The sequence below is a fragment of the Aquabacter sp. DMC10 genome, assembly GCF_056314145.1.
On record NZ_JBQUYX010000011.1, the window covers coordinates 43,084 to 63,189 of the forward strand.

A 20,106-nucleotide genomic window follows, 5' to 3' on the forward strand; every position below is an offset into this window, starting at 1 on the left:
CAAAATTTTTCAATAAAATCAGATGATTAGCAAACGCCCTTCGGGGCGTTTTCTGCTTCCAAAGCTCCACGCTGTGGGCGTTGGAAGCAGAACGGAAGCACCTGCACGAAAGTCGACGGATAGCATGGCGCGCTGACGGCGCCCTTCCTTCGCCTCTGCCAAGCGCAATGCGAGGTCGAAAACGCCGGGAAATGGCCCCGGGCGTATCCTCCGCGCTTGTCAGCGCTCAAGTGACGCGGAGCGTGTCGCTTGCTGCCGGTCCGTCGGAGCTCTGCAGGTCCGGTCGCAGGGCCCGCTCAGCGATCAGGCGATGGAAGGGTTCGCGAGGCGGCAAGCTGCGGATCCAGGTGATCGAAGGACAACCAGGGGGCCAGGCGCGCGAGCAGGCATTGCACCAGGCGATTGCGATGGCGGAAGCGGATGGCGGAGGGCACCAGCCGGCTGCCGAAGCGCAGCTTCGCAGCGTAGGCGGTCTGCCCCGTCTGCAACGCGCTAACGCCCCGTTCCAGGCAGAACCGCACGTTTGCCATCCAACTCACCGCATACAGGTTGTGCTCGCGCCCCAACGGGTGTCGCATGCCCAGGAATTTGTCGATCACGCGGTCGGTTTCCACAAGCAGCAGGTTGAAGGCCGCCAGCGTATCGCCGACCCAGTAGAGGGCAAAGACGGCGCGCGCTCCCAGCGCCTCGGCGATGGCCGCAAAATAGCCCGGCGGCAGCACTTCGAGGTCGCCGTAATCCAGGTCGCTGCGCGCGCGCGTCGTCTCGTAGAGGGCTTCGATCTGCCCCTCCAGCCCGGCGATCCCGACGCGATGCTCGATGCGCACCGCGCCGGACTTGGCGAGCTTGCGGCGGATGTCTTTGCGGGTCGCCCCGGAGAGCGAGGCGAGGTAGCCATCCACGTCGTCGAAGGGGAGGTCGAGGGTGGCCACCGGGAGGCTGCCGAGGCGGGCGAACCCGGCGCGCCCCAAGGTCTCCTCCATCGCCACATCCTCCCGGGGGGCGAGATCCTTGAACGCGACGAGATGCGCCCGTCGCGCCCGCGCCTCCTCCTCCAGCGCGGTCAGCATGGCCTCCATTGCACGGGCGCGGGCAGGCGCATCGAGGCGCGGGGCGAAGCCGAGGTGGCAGCGCTCCGCATAGGGCGATCCGACGCACAGCACTCGGAGCGTCGCGAGGCCGGGCACCCCGCGGAACACGGCTTCCGCCCACCGGCGCGCGCGCCCCTGCAAAGGGGTATCGAGCCTGTAGGCGAAAGGAAAAACAGGCGCCACGGCGGCGACGCCGATCCCGTCCGTGACCACCACCGCCCCGCAGCGGAGGCCTACGCCGGAGGCGGCGGCGGCCCGGTCGCAGGCGGTGAAATAGGCGTGGCTTTCCGCTTCCCCCGGCAGGCAGGCGTCCCAGTCTGCCGCTGTCATCCCGGTGATGCTTTCGAGGACATGTCCCGCGAACATCATCCTGGCACCCCGGCCACGCGCGCACGGCCCGTCCGCCCGGTTCCGCCGGCCGCCGCGAGGCGTTCCGCCAGGGCAAGCGTGCGGTCCACCACAATGCCGCGCTGCTGGTCGATGGTGACGAGGTGATAGCAATCGTCGAGGATCACCGCGTCGACCAGGCCGCCGAGGCGATGCTGGATCTCGAAGGCGTTGGAAAGTCCGGCGATATCATCCTCCCGCGCATGAACGAGCAGCGCCGGGCAGGTGACGGTGGGCATCCGCGCGCGCGTCGCAGCAACCAGCCGCCACAGCTGCTGGAGCGCCCGGGCTGGCGTGCCATCCAGCCCGGCCAAGGTGCTGTCCCCGGACGCCATCGCCTTCAGGATCGCCTGGCGGGTGCGCGGGTGCTTGATGCCGTAGGGCTCGCGCTCGGAAAAGCTGTAGCACCGGCCCAGAGGCGTATTGATCAGCCATTTCAGCAGGAAGGCGTAGCGCGGGATCGACCAGCCGTCGTAGCGCAGCGTCGGCGCGTACAGCGCGAGGCCGTCCACCTGCATCGGCCGTTCGGCGGCGATATGGATCGCGAGCACCGCGCCCATGGAGAGCCCGCCGACGATCACCCGGTCGCACGTGGCGCGCAGGGTGGTCAATGCATCGAGCCCGCTCTGCGCCCAGTCCCGCCAGCCGGTGGCCAGAAGGTCCCCCTCGCTGCCGCAATGGCCGGTGAGCTGCGGGCAATGGACCGTGTGGCCGGCGCCATGGAGCGCCCGCGCGATGACCTTCAGCTCCACCGGCGTGCCGCCCAGGCCGTGCAGCAGCAAGAAGCCGGTCCGCCCGCCGGCCAGCCGGATGCTATGGTCCGCGCCGGAGACCGCTGGGGGGAGACGTTCCCCTTGCCGCGATGGCGGCACGTTGTCCGGCCTCATGACAGCACCCGGTCGAACAGGTCGATGAGCACGGCGTTCACCCGTGCGTTCACGGCAAGGTCCGCGGCGCTGGGGCCCTGGGGCGGGGGATGGTCGAACCAGGCGAGGGTCGCGCGGAACAGGTCGGAAAAGCGCGGCTCCGACCAGTCGCCGCAGACATCCGCGCCTGCGATCCGGTGCGTGCCGGCGAGGTGCTCCACCGCGGCCAGCAGATGGCCGAGCGGCAAGCCGCCCTGATCCCAATTGGTGCGGGCCTCGCTTTGCGCCAGCACATCCTTGTCGATGGTGATCCATATGGCAGGAGTTGGGATCTCCTCGACGAGCTCGTCGAGGAAATCCGTCCAGCTTTCCTCCGCCAGGTTGCGCCAGTGCAGATGCTCGCCCTCCTGTCGGTAGCACCGTGTGTGGCCGTAGCAACCCCAGACGCGGGAGGGGGGATGGCGCCAGGGATAGAGCGCGATGCGCCCATCCCGCACCGCCCCAAGGTTCGCGAACTGCAGTTCCGGCCGCACCAGATCGGCACTGGAGGGGCCGATGGTGACGACCTTGGGCACATGCGGCAGGCTCAGCGCCCGGTTGACCCAGGCGCCGCAATTGTGCGTGGCGGGAAATCGCACCCAGTCGGGATGGTTGTCGAAATGGACGATGGTGACGGGGGTGTCCAGTCTCGCCACCAGCCCGGCCGTGAGGTGGTGGAAGTCTCCCGAGCCGTAGAAGGTGACGGTCGCGCCCGCGCCGTCCTGCGCTGGCGGGAGCCGGGCGGCAAGACGGCGCAGCGCCCGGCGGCTCGCGACGATGCGCAGGCGGCTGGCGAGGTCAGCTGCATCGATGCAGGTGGCGGTGCCCGCATCGATGCGCAGACGCAGTGGCTCCTGCGCCGGCAGGCTGCCGTCCAGATCGATGACATGAAAGCGCGCCATGGCCGCCGCGCCCTTCACGCCGCCGCGACGCGGGCGAGCAACTGGTCGAGCAGCGCGACGGCCAGCTCGATTTCCGCGTAGCTCATGGTGAGGGCGGGGGCGAGGGTGATGACGTTCTTGTGGTAGCCGCCAATGTCGAGCACCAGCCCGTAGCGGCGGCCGGCGACCTCCAGATCCGCCTTCATGCCCTCGTCGCACATGAGGTCCACCAGGCGCTTGGCGGGCGTGTAGCTGTCGTGCGCCTCGCAGATTTCCATGCGCAGCGCCAGGCCGAGACCGTCCACGTCGCCGACGATCCTGTGGCGGCGCTGCAGGTCCTGGAGACCCTCCAGGAAGTACGCGCCCTTGGCCATGACCATGGGTTCGTACTCCTCCTCGGCCATCATCTTCATCGCTTCCAGTGCGACGGCGGTGCCGAGGGGATTGGCGTTGAAGGTGGAATGGGTGGAGCCGGCCGGGAAGACGGTGGGATTGATGAGCGCTTCCTTGGCCCAGACCCCGGACAGGGGATTGAGGCCATTGGTGACCGCCTTGCCGAAGACGATCACGTCCGGCTGCACGCCGAAATGCTCGATGGACCAGAGTTTGCCGGTCCGGAAGAAGCCCATCTGGATCTCGTCGACGACCATCAGAATGCCGTGGTCGTCGAGTACTTTCTTGAGGCCCTTGAAGAAGTTGCGCGGAGGAATGACGTATCCGCCCGTCCCCTGCAGGGGTTCGACATAGAAGGCCGCGTATTCGGCCTGTCCGAGTTTGGGATCCCAGACGCCATTATACTCGCTCTCGAACAGCCGGGCAAATTGCGCCACGCAGTGTTCGCCATACTCTTCCTTGCTCATGCCCTTCGGCCCCCGGAAATGGTAGGGAAAGGGAATGAATTGCGCGCGCTCGCCAAAATGGCCAAAGCGGCGGCGGTATCGATAGGATGAGGTGATGGCGGAGGCTCCGAGCGTGCGGCCGTGATAGCCGCCCTCGAAGGCGAACATCAGGCTCTTCCCGTTGCTGGCGTTGCGCACGATCTTGAGGGAATCTTCCACCGCCTGGGCGCCGCCCACATTGAAGTGCACCCGCCCCTTGGCCCCGAACTTGGCCTCGGCATCCCTGGCGATCATGGTCGCGAGCTCGATCTTCTCGCGATGGAGATACTGGCTCGCCACCTGCGGCAGGGTGTCGATCTGGCGCTTCAGCGCGGCGTTGAGGCGCGGGTTGGCGTAGCCGAAATTGACCGCCGAATACCACATCTGCAGGTCAAGAAAGCGGTTCCCGGCCGCATCCAGCATGAAAGAGCCTTCGCACCCCGAGAAGATCTTCGGAAACTGCGTGTAATGCACCGTATCGCCATGGGAGCAATACTCGGCCTCAAGAGCCAGCAGGCGCGCCTCCTCGGCGGCCAGGCCGGCGCGCGTCGCCGCACTGGCGGCGGTCGCGGCGGGGTGCTGGAGCGTGGCGTTATCCATTGATGTTGTCCTCAAGTTGACGGGGGGCGGGCGGCAGCGGAGCGCCGGCGAGAACCGCTTCCAGACGCGCGCTGGCGTCCGAGAAATCAGCGATGGGGTGATGGGGGATGCCGGCCTGCGTGCAGTGGCCGACCAGGCTGGCCTTGGCGAACACGAGGTCGGCTTCCCCCGCCACGCAGAAGTCCGAGCGTCCGTCGCCGATGAGCAAATTCAGCGGCCGCGCCAGCTGTGCGGCGACGCGGCACTTGCAGGTGCCGCTGCCGCAGGCCCCGCCCGGCGCCGCGTGGGGCGACAGCAGCCGCCAGCGGTCGCCGCCCATCCAGCGGAGCTCGTTGGCGACCACCGGGATGGGGCCGAGCCCGGCGCGCGCCATGACGGTGCGGATGGTCCTGTCGAGCCCGTCGGACACGATGGTGAGGGGAATGGCGTGGCGCCGGCAGAGGTCGACGAAGTCGGGAAAGCCGGGGTCGATCTCCAACGTGGCCGCAAAGGCGTCGAGCGCGTCTGGCGTGACGCGCAGCAGATCCACCTGCCGGGCCATGCAGGCGCGCGAGCCGATGAGGCCAGCATGCCATTCGGCCTCGATCTCCTCCCAGCCCGGCGCGGCGAAGCGCGCGAGCACGCGGTCGGTGGTGTCTTCGCGGGAGATCGTGCCGTCGAAATCGACGATGGCCTGCCAGAGGGACGGCGGCGTGGGGGGCGCAGGGGGCAAGGGGGGCCTCACTGGGGCGCGAGCGGGGCGGCCTCGGCGATCCCCGCGGCAGGGGCGCCGCCGGACGCGAAGCGGTTGCTGAGGCCGATCACATGCGCGAGGTCCGGGGCGGGCGAGGGCCTGAGTTTTGGTGTAAAATCGTCAGGCCGAAAAGTGTTTTCGGGCCATGGGGTGACCAGGCGTGGGGAGTGCAAAGGGTTGCCCCGTTCCAATTGCTTCTATTGACATCGATGAAGCCGCTGGATTGCGCGAACATTACGAATGATGTCTGAGTTTAATCTTCATGGATTGTGAAAACGCACATAGACGCGCTGGCCGATCAGGAACAATTCCGGCCGATCGATGTCGAGGATGCTGTCCGCCACCCGCACGTCGGCGCGTTCGGTCGGCCCCTCGCTCGTGCGACGGGTGTCGAGGAAGGCGCCGACCCTGAGAACATGGCCGGGGGCGCTCGTGCGCTCGTCGCTCTCCGCGACGATCTCGGCGGTCATGCCCGGCGTCACCAGCCGCACGAAATTCTCCTGGATCTCCGCCCGCACGATCAGCGGCGCATCGGGGATGACGACGAACATTTCCGTCGCCGCGCTGGCGGACACGACGTCACCCGGCTTCACCGAGCGACGCGCCACACGCCCGGCGAGCGGGGCGCGCACCTCGCGCCGCTCGCGTTCGTAGAGCGCGCTGTCGCGGCGGGCGAGCGCGAGCGCGGTCGCGGCCTCGGCGCTCTTCAGCTCGCCGGTCAGCGCGGCCATTGCCGCCTCGGCCTCGTCGAGGGCCTGTGCCGAGACCGCCTGGTCCTTGGCCGCGCGGCGGGTGCGCTCGAGGCTGCGCTGCTGCACGGCCCGCCGCTGCTCCAGCGCGGCCTGCCGGGCCTTCGCCTCGTCGAGCGTGGCCTCGGCGGCGGCGAGGGCGAAGGTGGCCTCCCGCGCCCCGAGCCGCGCCAAAACCGTGCCGACCTCCACGCGCTGCCCCTCGGCCACCAGCACCTCCTGAACCTGGCCGTCCCGCGTTGCCAGGATGCGCGAGAGGCCGCCCTCCACCTCCACGCGCCCGCGCGCGGCGGCGATCACCGGCGCGCCATCCGGCTGCGGCTCGGCGTCCACCCGGCTGCTGTTGGTCACCATCACGATGCCGGCGGTGATGCAGACGGCGAGCGCCAGCACCACCGGGGCGAGGGTGGCGATATGCGAGAGCTTCATGGACTGGTCTCCGTGGCGCCGGGTCTCTGGGCGCCGCGACTGTCGCGGCGGAGCCGGCCGTCCTCCATCTCGATCACACGGTCGGCGCGGGCGATCAGGCGCGGGTCGTGCGAGACGCAGACGACGATGGTGCCGCTGCGGTGGGCGATCTCGCGCAGAAGGTCCGTGACGATGGCGCCGTTCACGCTGTCGAGGGCGCTGGTCGGTTCGTCGGCGAACAGCAGGCGCGGACGCTTGACGATGGCCCGTGCGATCGCCACCCGCTGCTTCTCGCCGCCCGACAGCTCGGCCGGGCGCAGATGCTGCCGCTGGCCGAGCCCCACCATGTCGAGCACCCGGGCGGCGGCGCGTCGGCCCGCGTCATGGGCGATGCCGCAATAGTCGAGCACCAGCTGCACCTGCTCCAGCGCATCGAGCGCCGGAAACAGGTTGAAGCCCTGGAAGACGAAGCCGCAATGGGCCAGCCGGAAGGCGTCCCGCGCGGCATCGTCGAGGGCGCAGAGGTCCGTGCCGAGGGCGTGCACCTGGCCGCGATCCGGGCGCGACAGGCCGCTCAACAGCGACAGCAACGTGCTCTTGCCACAGCCCGAGGGGCCGCTGATGAGGGAGAGTTCGCCTGGATGGAGCGCCAGGGAGACCTCGCTCAGGGCCTGCGTTCGGATGGACTGGACCACGTAGGATTTCTCCAGCCCCCACGCGCGCAGCGAGACATCCGCCGTCATCGCAGCAGCGCCGCAGGGTCGGCATGGCGCAGCCGGCGCAGCGCGAGCACGCCCGCGAGCAGGGCCACCGACAGCACGAGCGCGCCGGACAGGGCCATGATGCCGGGGCCGAGCGCAAAGGGGATGCCGTTGAGATAGGCCATCGCCGCCGTGAGCAGGCTGCCGGCGAGCCCCAGCGCCAAGCCGACGGCGCCGACCCACGCCGCCTGCTCCACCACGATGCGGCGGAGTTTGGGAAATGGCACGCCGATGGCCCGCAGGGTGGCGTATTGCGGCGTTGACGCCGCGACGGCGGCCGTCAGCGTCTGGCTGGTGATGAGGGTGCCCACCAGCAGCGCGACGATGGTCGCGAAGATGAAACCAACGCCCGCGCCCGATTCCAGCAGCCAGTAGCGCACCGAGCGTCCCGCCAGCTCATCCGCCGTCCAGACCTCGAAGCGCTTTTGGGTCTCGGGTCCGGAGAAGCGGGCCTGCACCGTCCGCGCCGCGCCAGGTGAGCGCAGCGCGGCGAGATAATAGGTGACGTCGCCCGCGGCCGCGAGCGAGCGGTCGAGCGCCCTGACCGTGGCCAGGGAGGCGACCACGTTGACGCCGCCCATGGCGCGCATGCCCTGCGTGGTGCCCACCACGCGCACCCGCTGGCCGTTGATCTCGGCGGCGCCGCCGATGGCGGTCGCGAGCTTGTCGAGGTCCGCCGCGTCCACCAGCACGGTCGCCGGCTCCGTCAGAAGCGCACGCGCGGAGCGCGGCATCGCCTGGGAAAGCCCGAGCCCGTCTGGCCGCGTGTCGATGCCGATGAGAGTGACGCTGACGCCGCCCCCGCGCGGGCCGCGCCAGTCCCCGGAGCCCAGCAGGAAGGGCTCGACCCGCAGGATGCGCCGGTCCACCAGCAACTCGGCGGCGGCGCCGGCGTCGATGCTGCGGCCGAGGTCGGCGCTCTGCGTGCCCGGAAAGCCGATCCACAGATCGGCGCGCGACTGCGTGACCGGCAGCGCGTTGGTGCCGACGATGCCAAGCAGCAGCGCGCCTTGCACGATGATGAGGACGCCGGAAAAGCCCACCGACATCACCGCCGGCAGGAACCGACGCCATTCGTGAACCAGCGTCTTGCGGGCGAGCGCGACCGCCATCAGCTCCGCGCCTCCGGCGCCGGCGCGGCCGCCCCTAACGCCTTATAGAGCGCGACGATGGCCAGCCCCTCGGCCTCTCGTGCCGCCGCCAGACGGCGCTGGGCCTGGATCAGGGCGGCGTCCGCGTCCGCCCGTCCGCCCGCATCCGCCAGGCCCTCTCGGTAGAGCACGCCGAGCCGACGGGCCTGGCGCTGGTCAGCCTCGATCACCACCGCGAGGCGCGCTGTCGCCGCGCGGGCGGCGCGCCACGTGGCGAGCGCCCCGGCCGCCTCCTGATAGGCGGTGAGGACGGCCTGGCGATAGGCCGCCAGCGCCTCCTCCAGCAGGGCCCGCCGGGCATCGACCGCCGCGGCGCGCCGGCCATGGTCGAACAGGGGGAGCTGGAGGGACGGCCCGCCGGCAAGGCCCAGCGCCGATCCCGGCGCCGGCAGGCCGACGCCGATCGTGCCGCCCAGCCGCAGCTTCGGATAGAGTTCGGCTTTCGCGATCCCCACATCGGCGGCAGCCTTCAGCACCCGCTGCTCGGCCGCCCGCACATCCGGCCGCGCCCGCAGGAGATCGGCTGGCCGCCCGGTCTCCGGGCCGTCCTGGGGATAAGGCTGGCGCCCGGAGGCGCCCAGCGCCGCGTCGGGCATCGTGGTGCCGAGCAGGGTTGCGATCTGCTGGCGGAGCGCCTCCGCGCGGGCATCGAGCCGGGCGAGCTCGGCCTGCGTGTCCGCGACCGCGGCGCCATCGGCATCCGTGCCCGGCGGCGAGAGGCCGTTCCGCGCCCGGCTGCGCGCAAGGCCCGCGCGCCGCTCCTGCGCCGCGAGAAGGTCGGCCGCCAATTGCCGCTGCCGCGTCGTCGCGCAGAGGGAGATGTAGGCCGCGGCAACCTCCGCCGTCACGGCGATGCGGACCGCCTCCAGCTCATCACCGGCGATGGCGGCCGAGGCGGCGGCGGCCTGCTGCGTGCTTTCCGACAGGCCGAACAGGCCCATATCCCAGCTCGTGTCGAACCCGGCGACGACCGGCTGCCGCAGGGGATCCTCGAACGGTTCTTCCGACGTACCGGCCAGCGCCTGGCCGCTGCCGCCCACGCTCGGACGAAACAAAGCGGATGTCGCGCCCGCCTGGCTGCGCCCGGCCGCGAGCCGCGCCTTCGCTTGCGCAATGGAGAGGTTCTGGCCGGCGGCCTGTGCCACCAGCCGGTCCAGCGTCGGATCGCGGAAGCGGCGCCACCAGCCGTCGATGTCCCGCCGAGGCCCTGGGGCGGCCTCCTGCGCATACCGCAGGGGCAGCGCCGGCGTCTCCGGGACGACGGGCTCCAGCAGCGAGCATCCCGCCAGCAGCCAAACACCCGCGAGCGCAAATGCAATGGACGGGCCGGAGGGCTCACTGGCCGGCGCATGGCCATCGCGAGGCAAGGGAAGAGGGGGCAGGGGCTTCGTCCGTCATCTGGCGCGGCGACGTCCTCGCCAGCGGCTGGGCCATCGGCGCGAGGCCGGCCAGCCGGAGGCACGGAAACGAGGATGCCGGCGGTGTTGCGGTCCAGTCGCTCTTGCGAGCGTGAGGGTATCTCGCGCGGCGCGATTACGCGAGCATTACGCGCGGTGGACCGCGAGCGGAGCCGCAGCGGCGCCGGCCGCGCGCGCGTCGGGGCTTTCGGTGGCGATCACGCGTCCGCGCGCCATGTGGACGATGTGGTCGGCGGCGTCGAAATAGCGGTCGTCATGAGATACCGCGATCACGGTCTTGCCGGCCTGCCGCAGCTCCGGCAGGAGCGTGCGGTAGAACATGGCCCGGAAGTCCGGGTCCTGATCCGCCGCCCATTCGTCGAACATGAGGATCGGGCGATCCTCCAGCACGGCGTGGATGAAGGCCAGCCGCTTGCGCTGCCCCGTGGAGAGATCGGTGGTGGTAAGGCGCGCGCCGTCGACGGACACCACTCCGGCAAGATGCAGCCGCTGCAGCCAGGCATTGACCCGCAACGCACCGCCCGGCCCGGCGAGGATCTCGTCGAACAGGTGGTAGTCGGCAAACACGCCCGAGAACAGCCGGCGGTAGCCCTCCAGCCCGGCCGGCGTCACCGGCCGCCCATCCAGCAGCACGTGGCCGGCGCTCGGCCGGTACAGCCCCAGCAGGATCTTGATGAGGGTCGTCTTGCCGCTGCCGTTGCCGCCGACGATGAAGGTGATCTCGCCCTGCCGGATGGTCAGGTGCGCGATGTCGAGCGCGAAGCCGCCCGCACGATCCTCGCCCGCGAAGCTGTGGCGGACGCCCTGAAGCGCCAGGCTGTGGCGGAAGGGCGGCGCCGGGCGCCAGCCTGCGCCTTCCGATCCCTCCTCTGCGAGGCCGGCCGTCAGGGCGCTGATCCGGCGCAGGGCGATCTGCGCCTGGCTGAACACCGGCAGCGCGCTGGCCAGTTCCTCGATGGGGCCCTTGGCGAACAGCATCACGATGATGAAGCCGGTGATGACCTCGTTGTCGATGCCCAGATGGGGCCGCAGCACCAGGACGACGCAGACGAACACGAAGATCAGCGCGATGCTGATGGTGTCGACGGCCCAGAAGAGGGCGTAGGCCCGGCCATTGACGGCGGCGATGCGGTTGGTGAGGGCGCCGATGCCCTGCTGCTCCACGCGCAGCCGGCGCGGGCGGTTGAGGCGCAGCTCCTTGGCGCCTTCGATGATGGCGCGATACTGCTTCTGCAGCTGGTCCTCCAGGCCGCGCGCCTCGTCGAAGCGGGCCAGCCAGGCCCCCATGGCCACGGAATTGAGCACCCCGCCCAGAACCACCAGCACCAGCCCGAAGCACACCATCGGCACCGACAGCGCGAACAGATAGGCAAAGCAGCCAAGGACCATCGCCAGAGCGGTGGTGTAGCCCGCGAAATGGTTGCCGAACTCGGCGATCTTCTCCACGTCGCCATTGAGCACCGCCATGAGTCGCGGGCTTTTCATCCGTTCGATCTCGGCCAGCGGCGCATCGAGGATGCGGTGGCACACCTCCTGCCGCAGGCGCGCGACGATGCGCTGCCCCAGCAGGCTGTTGCCGACGCCGGCGATGAGCTGGCCGGCGAGGCTGAGCAGACACAGGGCGGCAAGGCCCATCAGCATCGTCGGGGAGGCGGAGGAGGCGAGCGCGCCGTTGATGAGCGAGAGCGCCCAGGCCATGGCCAGTCCGCCGGCGCCACCCGCAAGGCTGGCCAGCAGGATGAGCCGCCAGAAGGGGCGCAGAAGGCGCAGCACCTCGCGCAGAAGGTTGGGGGCCGGTTCGACGGGAGAGGGGGGCATCGCGAAGTCGCCATCAGGTCGGGAACGGGAGAGTTCGGCGCGCGCTGGCGCGCGGTGGGGCGGGGCGGGATCACGGCCCCCCGTCGTCATCGTCACCGGTCTCCTCGTCGCAATCCTCGTCCCAGCCGCCGCGATGGACATCTGGATCATGCATCCCGCCGGGCGGGTGCTGCGGCACCGGACCCGCCCAGCCGGGAGAGGGGCCGTAGACATAGACGGGAGGCGGCGGCGCGGCGAAGACCGTTCCGGCCCATGCACCGGCGTCCACGTCCGCAATGGTGTCGGCAATGAAATCGCCGCTGTCCGCTGCGGCAGGATTGACGCTCAGGGCGCTTGCTGTGGTCGCGCCGAGCAGAAGCGGGGCAATGGTCCGCATGATGAATCCTGGAGGAATGGAAGACATGCCATTCTCGACCCCAGGATTACCGACGCATTACATGGCACGGCGACGGAATATCATTGCGGAAAACTCAGGGTCACCGTGGTGCCGCCGCCCGGCGTTTCCTCCATGGAGAGGCTGGCGCCATGCAGCGCCGCGACCTGCGCGACGATGGCGAGGCCGAGGCCGGTGCCGGCGGAATCCTGCTTGCCGCGCGCGAACGGTTCCATGACCGTGCGCCCGCCATAGGCGGTGCCGATGCCGGGGCCGAAATCAATCACCGAGACCCGCCGCGACGCGGCCACCTCCACCACCACCCGACCGCCGCTGCCGCCGTGCTGGATCGCGTTGCGCACGAGATTGGACAGCCCGATGCCGATGGCCTGCGCCGAGCCGGAGACCCTCACCGGCCCATCGCCGCGCAGCTCGATGTCCACGCCGCTCGCCAGCGCCGTCGGCACCTCGCGGGCCGTCGCCTCGCGCACCACCGAGACGAGATCGATAGGCTGCATTTCCGTGGGCTGGGAGGTGAGCCGGGCGAGCTGCAGCAGCATGGTCACCGTCGCCGACAGCGACTGCAGCTCCCCCACCAGTTCCGCCTTGATCTCGCGATCCTCGACGCGCTCCAGCCGCGTGCGCAGGCGGGTGAGCGGCGTGCGCAGCTCGTGGGCGGCATTGGACAGGAAGCGCCGCTGCTCCGCCGTCGCCGCGTCAATCCGGTCGAGGGCGCGATTGAAGGCGAGGGCGAGCGGCTTCAGCTCCGCGGGCTGCTGGTCGACCGGCAGCCGCGCGCCCTCCCGGGCGCCGATCTCCTCCGCCGCTGCCGCCGCCCGACGCACCGGCCGCACGATCAGCGCGGGCACCACCAGGATGGTGGTCAGGATGATGATGGCCATCACCGCCGCCAGCACCGTGGAGGGCATGTCCGGCTCCCGCAGCAGCGATATGACCACGTCCAGGCTGGTGTAGACCGCCCCGCCTAGGGCGATGAGCATGTCCGGGTTGTCCTTGTCCCCGGGGCGCGTCTGGCCGACGAGCTGCATCTCGGGGCCGCTGGCGTCATAGGCCGACCGCGCCTGCGGGGCATCCGGCAGGCCGAGGCCGGCGCGCACCCGCGGGGGTACCTCGCCATGGGAAAGGCTGCCTTGGGGAGTGCTGATCACATACCAGAGCTGCGGAAACTGCCGCTCAAGCGCCCGCAGCCGGCCGGTCGGGGTCAGCAGCGGGCGGCCCGCTTCGTCCAGCCGGACCGAGCGCTTGATCTCGATGGCGACATCGGATTGCGCGACGTCGCCGTCGTCCCCGTAGAAGGCGATGAAGCCGACGAAGAGGCAGAACAGCAGCGCCGAGATCAGGCCTCCCAGCAGCATGGCGGCCGACGAGGCGATGGATCTCTTGAGCAACATCCTCATTCAGCCATCAGGTAACCGATTCCGCGCAGGGCCTTGATTTCCGCACGGCACCCGGCTTCCCGCAAGCGCTTGCGCAAGCGCGACAGGTGGGCGTCAATGGCATTGGACTGGATCTCGTCGTCGAAGCCGTAGACCGCATTGTCGAGGGATTCGCGCAGGACCACCTGCCCCGCCCGGCGCATCAGCGCTTCCAGCAGCGCGAGCTCCCGGCGCGGCAGGATCAGCGGCTGGTCGTCCACATAAGCGGTGCGCGCGAAGGTGTCGAAGCGCAGGTTCGACACGCTGGTGATGCCCTTCTGGTCCAGCTGGTTGCGCCGCAGGACGGCTCGCGCCCGCGCGATCAGCTCCACCGGCTCGAAGGGCTTGGCAAGATAGTCGTCGGCGCCGGCATCGAGCGCCCGCGCGATCTCATTGGGGTCATCCAGCGCCGTGAGCACCAGGATGCTCGGGCGCGGACTGAGCAGGCGCATTCTGGCGATCAGAGTCACCGCGTCGCCGTCCGGCAGCCGCCGGTCCATCACCACCAGATCGAACGGGCGCACCTTCAGCGCGGATTCGGCCTCGTCGAGCGTTGCCACGCGGTCGGCCCCGCCGAGCGCAACCTCCAGCGCATCGCGCAGCCAGGGGCCGAGGTCGACATCGTCCTCTATGACGAGTATGCGCACGGATGGATGCCCTCTTTGTGTGGCCCCGCTTCTTGGCCGCCATCCTTACATGAAGATTACACGCCCACCGAGAGGGCCCGCCCGGCGGCTGGCGCCCGGCGGCCGGGGTGTAATGTTCACGCAATGAAGCCCCCTCCATGGATGAGGCGTGGCCCGCCCCCTGTGCGCGAGGGCACTGGAGCAGCCGGGATCGCGCGTGTCCCTGCGGCGGCCAGGTGACATCCCCTGCCACCCCACCGCCTTGCGGCGCCGGCACCGAGCCGGATCCCACAGCGCACCGGAGGCCGGTGACCGCGCCGCATCACCCTCAACCCCGTGCCCGGGCCGGGCCTTTCTTGGAGCCATGACCTTGGATCACGACATTGTCAGTCTTGAGCCGGTGGCCTCCGCCGACCTGCCACGCTACCGGCAGGCGCTTCGGGAGGCGTTCGCCGTCGCCGCCGAGGCGGAGTTTGGCGCGCTGGCGGAGGCCGCCATCCCGCCAGAGGAGATCATCCGGGAGTCCTGCGAGGCGCCGGGCGCGGAGGTTCTTCACCTTGTTCGGAACGGACACAGGGTGGGCGGAGCGGTGGTGGCCATCGACAGGCTGACCGGCCAGAACGCCCTGGACCTGTTCTTCGTGGCCGTGGGCCATGAAGGCCAGGGCATCGGCAGGCGCGCCTGGTCGGCGATCGAAGCCCGCTATCCGCAAACGCGGGTGTGGACCACCCATACCCCCTATTTCGAGAGGCGGAACATCCACTTCTACGTCAACACATGCGGCTTCAGGATTGTCGCTTATTATCATGCCGGCCACCCCGATCCCCACCGCGACGATCAGCCCGCACTGCCGGGCGGCGGCGGCATGTTCAGGTTCGAGAAGGTCATGGCCGGCCGGACCTAGACCGGCCCTGCGGGCGCGGCACATCGCGACACAGAACAGGAAAAGAGACATGCCTCCATCGCTGCACGCCGCAGACGGCGTCGTCTACCCCCGCTCCATGCGCATCCTGCATTGGGTGCGGGCGGTGCTCATCCTCGCGCTGATCGCGGCCGGCTGGCACATGACCCGCCTCTCCGAAGACGATCCGACCGCCGGCTTCTTCTATGTGAACCACAAGCAGTTCGGCATCCTTGTCTGGCTCGTGGCGCTGGTGCAGTTGACCTTGCGCTGGCGCTACCGGGCCGTCCTCCCCGGCCTGCCCCCGGCTCTGCGGGGCTGGGAGAAGGTGCTGTCGCATGCCATCCACCGCCTGATGATCGCGCTCACCGTGCTCATCCCGCTGCTGGGCTACGCCATGTCGAGCAGCTTCACCCAGAGCGACGGGGTGCCGTTCTTCTTCCTGCCCCACCTGCCCGAACTCCTGCCGAAGAACGACGCGGCCTTCGTCGTGTTTCAGGCGCTCCACAAATATGCGGCCTATCTGCTCCTTACCTGCGTCATCCTGCACGTGGCGGGCACGCTGAAGCACCATTTCGAGGACAGGAACGGCCCCACCGACGTTCTGCCGCGCATGTGGCGCAGGCGCGCCTGACGCCCTAACCTGGGTCGGTGGAGCCGGGCAAAGGATTGGCCAAAGGATCGGCCACGGGGCGGCGCCCGGACCGCCCGGCCAGCCGCTCCGCCAGCCGCGTCACGACGACGAAGAACACCGGCACGAAGAGGACCGCGAGGACGGTGGCGCTGATCATGCCGCCGAAGACGCCCGTGCCGATGGACTGCTGGGTCTCGCTGCCCGCCCCGGAGGCGACCATCAGCGGCACGATGCCCAGCGTGAAGGCAAGGCTTGTCATCACGATGGGCCGCAGCCGCAGCCGCGCCGCCTCCACCGCCGCCTGCGCCGGATCAAGCCCGCGCGCGCGGGCCGCCCGGGCAAATTCGACGATCAGAATGGCGTTCTTGGCCGAAAGCCCGATGATGGTGACCAGCCCGACGGTGAAGAGCACGTTGTTCGGCATGGCGCGCAGCATGACGGCGGCCACCGCGCCGATCAGGCCGAGCGGCACCACGAGCATGACGGCGAGCGGCACCGACCAGCTTTCGTAGAGCGCGGCGAGCACCAGGAACACCACCCCCATGGAGAGGGTGAGCAGCAGCGGCGCCTGCGCGCCGGCCTGCTCTTCCTGCAGGGACTGGCCGGTCCAGGTGACGGCGAAGCCCGGCGGCAGACGGCGCGCCAGCATCTCCATCTCCCGCATGGCCTCTCCGCTGGAGCGACCTGGGGCGGCGGCGCCGGTGATCCGCGCGGCCGGATAGCCGTTGTACCGCACAAGCTGGAGCGGGCCGTTCTCCCAGGCGGGCGTGGCGAGCTCCGACACCTGCACGGCACGGCCACCGGCGGCGCGCACTTCGAGCCCCAGAATGTCGTCCAGGGTCATTCGCGCCGCCGCGTCGGCCTGCACGATCACTTGCTGGACACGGCCAAGATTGGTGAAGTCGTTGACATAGGACGAACCCAATGCCGCGCTGAGCGTATCTGCGATGTCGGCGAAGGAGACGCCGAGGACGTGCGCCTTCCGCCGGTCGATCTCAAGCCGGATGCGGTTTCCGGGCGGCAGGCCCTCCTCATAGACGCCGGTGAGCACGGGGCTCTCCGCCGCCGCCGCCAGCAGCCGGTCCTTGGCCGCCGCGAGCGCGGCCGGTCCGCGGCCGGCGCGATCTTCCAGGCGCAGCGCGAAGCCGGAGGTCGTGCCGAGCCCGTCGATGGCCGGCGGCAACATGCTGACAACACTGCCCTCCCGGATGGACCGGGCCGCCACGTTGGCTTGCGCCACTTCGTCGGCGGCGCTCGCGCCGCGGCGCGCGGTCCAGTCCGTCAGCATGGTGTAGATCATCGCCGTGTTCGGGCCGGAGCCCGAGAATCCGAACCCCATGATGCTCTCGGTGTGACGGACGGCAGGCCGCGTGGCATTGTGGCGTTCCATGGTCTCCACCGCCTCGCGCGTGCGGTTCGCGGTCGCGTCGGGCGGCAACTGGATGGAGGTGAGGAAATAGCCCTGGTCCTCCTCCGGCAGGAAGGCGGAAGGCAGCCGCGCGAAGGCGAGGCCGAGCAGGATCACGATCAGCGCGAAGCCTGCCATCATCCGCCAGGGCCGGCCCACCAGCCGGGCAACCCGGCGGGCGTAGCCGCGCGTCAGCCCATCAAAGCGCCGATCGAACCAGCCGAAGACGCCCCGCTTCTCCCCGGGCCCCGGCATCGGCTTCAGCATGGTCGCGCAGAGCGCGGGTGTGAGCGTAAGGGCGAGGAAAGCCGACAGCAGGATCGACACCGCCATCGTCAGTACGAACTGTCGATAGATGACGCCGACCGACCCCCCCGCCAGCGCGATCGGCACGAACACCGCCGAGAGCACCAGCGTGATGCCGACGATCGCCCCGGTCATTTCGCCCATCGCCCGCAGGGTCGCCTCGCGCGGGGCGAGGCCTTCCTGCGCCATCAGCCGCTCGACGCTCTCCACCACGACGATGGCATCGTCGACGATGATGCCGATGGCCAGCACCATGCCGAACATGGTGAGCACGTTGATGGAATAGCCCGCCGCCAGCATCACGGCGAAGGTGCCGAGCAGCGCGATCGGCGCCACGATCGCCGGCACCAGCGTGCAGCGGACGTTCTGCAGGAACACGAACATGACCAGGAACACCAGCGCCATGGCCTCGAGCAGGGTGACCATCACCTTCTCGATGGAGACGCGCACGAAGGGCGCCGTGTCGAAGGGGATCGAGAAGCTCATCCCCTCCGGCATCGCCTTGGCCAGCTCTGTCATCCGCGCGGCGATGGCCGAGGAGGTGGCCACCGCGTTGGCGCCCGGCGCAAGCTGGACCGCGAGCGTCGCCACGGGCTTGCCGTTGGAGCGGGTCGCGAAAGCATAGGATTGCCCGCCCAGTTCCACCCGTGCGACCGCGCCGAGGGTGAGGCTCGATCCGTCCGGGAGGGCGCGCAGCACGATGGCGCGGAACGCATCGGGCGTCCGCAGCCGTCCATCCACCTCCAGCGGCACGGTGACCCGCTGGCCGGCGGTGGTCGGCTCGGCCCCGAGGGCGCCCGGCGCGATCTGCACGTTCTGCTGCGCGATGGCGGTGGTGACATCGATGACGGTGAGCCCGTGGGCGGACAGCCTGACCGGATCGATCCAGATCCGCATCGCGCGCTCCGTCGCGAACATCTGGACGCGGCCGACACCCGGCACGCGCTTGAGCTCGTCGGCGACGTTGCGCACCGCATAGTCGCCGAGCGTCACCTCGTCATAGCCGCCTTCGGGGGCCGTGATGTCCAGCAGCAGCAGGAAGCCGGAGGCCACCGCCTCGACCGTCAGGCCAAGCTGGCGGACCGCCTGCGGCAGGCGCGGCTCCACGGTCTTCAGGCGGTTCTGCACGTCCACCTGCGCCAGTTCGGGGCTGGTGCCGGGTTTGAACGTCGCGGTGATCGTGGCGGTGCCCGAGGTGTCCGTGGCGCTCTCGAAATAGAGGAGATTGCGCACGCTCGACAGTTCGCGCTCGATCAGGCTGACGACCCCCTCGCTCATCGCCTGCGGCGAGGCGCCGGGGTAGGTCGCATAGATGCTGAGGCTGGGCGGCGCGATGGCCGGATAGCGCTCGGTGGGAAGCTGTGGGATGGCGAGGGCTCCGGCGAGCGCGATGACGATCGCGATCACCCAGGCGAAGACCGGCCGGTCTATGAAGAAAGCGGCCATCAGCGCTGCCCCTCCGCACCCGCCACACGCTCGCCCCGCCAGGGCAGGGCGGTCACCGGGGCGCCCGGCTGGACATGGTCCTGTCCTTCCACGATCACCCGCTCGCCGGGGCGCAGCCCGCGCTCGACCACGATGCGCCCGTCGATCTGCGCGCCGGTCGCGATGTCGCGCCGCGCGACCTGCCCGGGCGCCTCGACAATGCTGACGTATTCCGTTCCGTTGCCGTCACGCTGGACCGCCTGCAGCGGTACCAGCAGGGCTGCCGGCCTGTGCTCCCGCGCCACGCGGGCCCGGACGAACATGCCCGGCAGCAGGAGGCGCTGGGGATTGTCCGCCTCGACGCGCACCAGGACCTCGCCTGTTCCCGGGTCTACGCTGATCCCCGAGAACAGCAGCCTGCCGACCACGGGAGAGACCTTGCCGTCCGCCGAGAGGATATCCACCGCGCCGGCATCCGCTCCCTCGGCCCCCGCCAGCTGCCGCAAGGCATCCAGGCGCCGCGCCGGCTGGCGCAGGTCCACATAGACCTTGTCGATCTGCTGCACGATCGCGAGCGGAGCGGTGCCTGCCGGCGTTGCCAGCGCGCCCTCGCTCGTCAGCGCATGGTCGATCCGCCCGCCAATGGGCGCGCGGAGGGTGGCGAAGCCGAGATCGAGCCTTCTGCGCTCCAGCGCCGCCCGGCCGTGGGCGACATCGGCGGCGGCCTGCTCGCGCGCGGCGATGGCGTCGTCATGGGCCTGCTGGGTCGCGGTGTTGGTCTTGAGAAGCGCCTCGACGCGCCTGACCTGCACCTCCGCCCGATTGAGCACCGCCTCCGCCCGGCGCAGGCTCGCCGCCGCCATGTCGACTTCGGCGGCGAGCGCGGCCGGTTCGATCTGGAACAGCGGTTGGCCCGCCTCGACCTCGCTCCCCTCGCGGAAAAGCCGGTGCTGGACGATGCCGCCCACCTGCGGCCGGATCTCCGCCACCCGATAGGCCACAACCCGGCCCGGCAGCACGTCGTGGACCGTAACGGGCTCGGCCCTCAGCTGCACGACCGAGACCTCGACGGGCTCGAGCGTGGCTGCCGGCTGGTTCTCCGCGCAGGCCGCGAGGGCGATTGCCCCTGCCAGAAACAGGTTGTAAGTCTGGAGCCACACAAGGCATCGGCGCGGACGATCGATTTTCATGGGCAGGGCTATCACGCAGCGTGATTG

17 protein-coding genes are annotated in these 20,106 nt (G+C 70.0%); 2 read left to right on the plus strand and 15 right to left on the minus strand.

Annotated features, from left to right (window positions below; genetic code table 11):
- Positions 1-296 precede the first annotated feature (296 nt).
- The 13 genes from ACT54L_RS23755 to ACT54L_RS23815 form a co-directional block, all read right to left on the minus strand.
- Positions 297-1,460: a GNAT family N-acetyltransferase gene (locus ACT54L_RS23755; RefSeq protein WP_476088134.1), complete on the minus strand. Its 1,164-nt coding sequence runs from the start codon at positions 1,458-1,460 to the stop codon at positions 297-299.
- The gene (locus ACT54L_RS23760) at positions 1,457-2,260 is read right to left on the minus strand and encodes an alpha/beta hydrolase (protein ID WP_476088135.1); all 804 of its coding nucleotides are present in this window, start codon (positions 2,258-2,260) and stop codon (positions 1,457-1,459) included. The genes ACT54L_RS23755 and ACT54L_RS23760 overlap by 4 nt, the downstream gene beginning before the upstream one ends.
- A 101-nt stretch (positions 2,261-2,361) precedes the next feature.
- Positions 2,362-3,285, minus strand: a complete 924-nt coding sequence (locus ACT54L_RS23765) for an arginase family protein (RefSeq protein ID WP_476088136.1) — start codon at positions 3,283-3,285, stop codon at positions 2,362-2,364.
- Between the two features lie 14 nt (positions 3,286-3,299).
- Positions 3,300-4,742 carry an aspartate aminotransferase family protein gene (locus ACT54L_RS23770; protein ID WP_476088137.1) on the minus strand — a complete coding sequence of 481 codons (1,443 nt, stop codon included), beginning with the start codon at positions 4,740-4,742 and terminating at the stop codon, positions 3,300-3,302.
- Positions 4,735-5,454, minus strand: coding sequence for an MtnX-like HAD-IB family phosphatase (locus tag ACT54L_RS23775; protein WP_476088138.1), 720 nt, complete (start codon positions 5,452-5,454; stop codon positions 4,735-4,737). Before ACT54L_RS23775 ends, ACT54L_RS23770 begins: the two co-directional genes overlap by 8 nt.
- Before the next feature lie 281 nt (positions 5,455-5,735).
- On the minus strand, positions 5,736-6,653 hold the full coding sequence (locus ACT54L_RS23780; protein ID WP_476088139.1) for an HlyD family secretion protein: 918 nt from the start codon (positions 6,651-6,653) through the stop codon (positions 5,736-5,738).
- Positions 6,650-7,375, minus strand: a complete 726-nt coding sequence (locus ACT54L_RS23785) for an ABC transporter ATP-binding protein (protein ID WP_476088140.1) — start codon at positions 7,373-7,375, stop codon at positions 6,650-6,652. Before ACT54L_RS23785 ends, ACT54L_RS23780 begins: the two co-directional genes overlap by 4 nt.
- Entirely contained in the window at positions 7,372-8,505 is a 1,134-nt protein-coding gene (locus ACT54L_RS23790; protein ID WP_476088141.1) for an ABC transporter permease, read from the minus strand. Before ACT54L_RS23790 ends, ACT54L_RS23785 begins: the two co-directional genes overlap by 4 nt.
- Entirely contained in the window at positions 8,505-9,911 is a 1,407-nt protein-coding gene (locus ACT54L_RS23795) for an efflux transporter outer membrane subunit (protein ID WP_476088142.1), read from the minus strand. Before ACT54L_RS23795 ends, ACT54L_RS23790 begins: the two co-directional genes overlap by 1 nt.
- A 177-nt stretch (positions 9,912-10,088) precedes the next feature.
- Complete coding sequence (locus ACT54L_RS23800) at positions 10,089-11,780, minus strand: cyclic peptide export ABC transporter (RefSeq protein WP_476088143.1); 1,692 nt, start codon at positions 11,778-11,780, stop codon at positions 10,089-10,091.
- 70 nt (positions 11,781-11,850) lie between these two features.
- A complete protein-coding gene (locus ACT54L_RS23805) occupies positions 11,851-12,156 on the minus strand; it encodes a hypothetical protein (protein ID WP_476088144.1) in 306 nt (101 codons plus the stop codon).
- A gap of 80 nt (positions 12,157-12,236) precedes the next feature.
- Entirely contained in the window at positions 12,237-13,571 is a 1,335-nt protein-coding gene (locus ACT54L_RS23810; RefSeq protein ID WP_476088145.1) for a sensor histidine kinase, read from the minus strand.
- On the minus strand, positions 13,568-14,236 hold the full coding sequence (locus tag ACT54L_RS23815; RefSeq protein WP_476088146.1) for a response regulator: 669 nt from the start codon (positions 14,234-14,236) through the stop codon (positions 13,568-13,570). The genes ACT54L_RS23810 and ACT54L_RS23815 overlap by 4 nt, the downstream gene beginning before the upstream one ends.
- A 343-nt stretch (positions 14,237-14,579) precedes the next feature.
- On the opposite strand from ACT54L_RS23815, the gene ACT54L_RS23820 reads away from it, so the two are divergent.
- Together ACT54L_RS23820 and ACT54L_RS23825 are read left to right on the plus strand one after the other, a co-directional pair.
- Complete coding sequence (locus ACT54L_RS23820) at positions 14,580-15,119, plus strand: GNAT family N-acetyltransferase (protein WP_476088147.1); 540 nt, start codon at positions 14,580-14,582, stop codon at positions 15,117-15,119.
- Positions 15,120-15,168: 49 nt separating this feature from the next.
- Positions 15,169-15,750, plus strand: coding sequence for a cytochrome b (locus ACT54L_RS23825; protein ID WP_476088148.1), 582 nt, complete (start codon positions 15,169-15,171; stop codon positions 15,748-15,750).
- Positions 15,751-15,754: 4 nt separating this feature from the next.
- Here ACT54L_RS23825 and ACT54L_RS23830 read toward each other — a convergent pair whose 3' ends face one another.
- Positions 15,755-18,910 (minus strand): multidrug efflux RND transporter permease subunit, encoded by a 3,156-nt coding sequence (locus ACT54L_RS23830; RefSeq protein ID WP_476088149.1) that lies wholly within the window; start codon positions 18,908-18,910, stop codon positions 15,755-15,757.
- Positions 18,910-20,079: an efflux RND transporter periplasmic adaptor subunit gene (locus tag ACT54L_RS23835; RefSeq protein ID WP_476088150.1), complete on the minus strand. Its 1,170-nt coding sequence runs from the start codon at positions 20,077-20,079 to the stop codon at positions 18,910-18,912. Before ACT54L_RS23835 ends, ACT54L_RS23830 begins: the two co-directional genes overlap by 1 nt.
- Between the last annotated feature and the right edge of the window lie 27 nt (positions 20,080-20,106).

Bases quoted from the DNA above. Each gene is read 5' to 3' on its own strand.
- ACT54L_RS23755 (WP_476088134.1), bottom strand. From the start codon at position 1,460: ATGATGTTCGCGGGACATGTCCTCGAAAGCATCACCGGGATGACAGCG.
- ACT54L_RS23765 (WP_476088136.1), bottom strand. From the start codon at position 3,285: ATGGCGCGCTTTCATGTCATCGATCTGGACGGCAGCCTGCCGGCGCAG.
- ACT54L_RS23770 (WP_476088137.1), bottom strand. From the start codon at position 4,742: ATGGATAACGCCACGCTCCAGCACCCCGCCGCGACCGCCGCCAGTGCG.
- ACT54L_RS23780 (WP_476088139.1), bottom strand. From the start codon at position 6,653: ATGAAGCTCTCGCATATCGCCACCCTCGCCCCGGTGGTGCTGGCGCTC.
- ACT54L_RS23785 (WP_476088140.1), bottom strand. From the start codon at position 7,375: ATGACGGCGGATGTCTCGCTGCGCGCGTGGGGGCTGGAGAAATCCTAC.
- ACT54L_RS23790 (WP_476088141.1), bottom strand. From the start codon at position 8,505: ATGGCGGTCGCGCTCGCCCGCAAGACGCTGGTTCACGAATGGCGTCGG.
- ACT54L_RS23800 (WP_476088143.1), bottom strand. From the start codon at position 11,780: ATGCCCCCCTCTCCCGTCGAACCGGCCCCCAACCTTCTGCGCGAGGTG.
- ACT54L_RS23805 (WP_476088144.1), bottom strand. From the start codon at position 12,156: ATGCGGACCATTGCCCCGCTTCTGCTCGGCGCGACCACAGCAAGCGCC.
- ACT54L_RS23810 (WP_476088145.1), bottom strand. From the start codon at position 13,571: ATGAGGATGTTGCTCAAGAGATCCATCGCCTCGTCGGCCGCCATGCTG.
- ACT54L_RS23820 (WP_476088147.1), top strand. From the start codon at position 14,580: ATGACCTTGGATCACGACATTGTCAGTCTTGAGCCGGTGGCCTCCGCC.
- ACT54L_RS23825 (WP_476088148.1), top strand. From the start codon at position 15,169: ATGCCTCCATCGCTGCACGCCGCAGACGGCGTCGTCTACCCCCGCTCC.
- ACT54L_RS23830 (WP_476088149.1), bottom strand. From the start codon at position 18,910: ATGGCCGCTTTCTTCATAGACCGGCCGGTCTTCGCCTGGGTGATCGCG.
- ACT54L_RS23835 (WP_476088150.1), bottom strand. From the start codon at position 20,079: ATGAAAATCGATCGTCCGCGCCGATGCCTTGTGTGGCTCCAGACTTAC.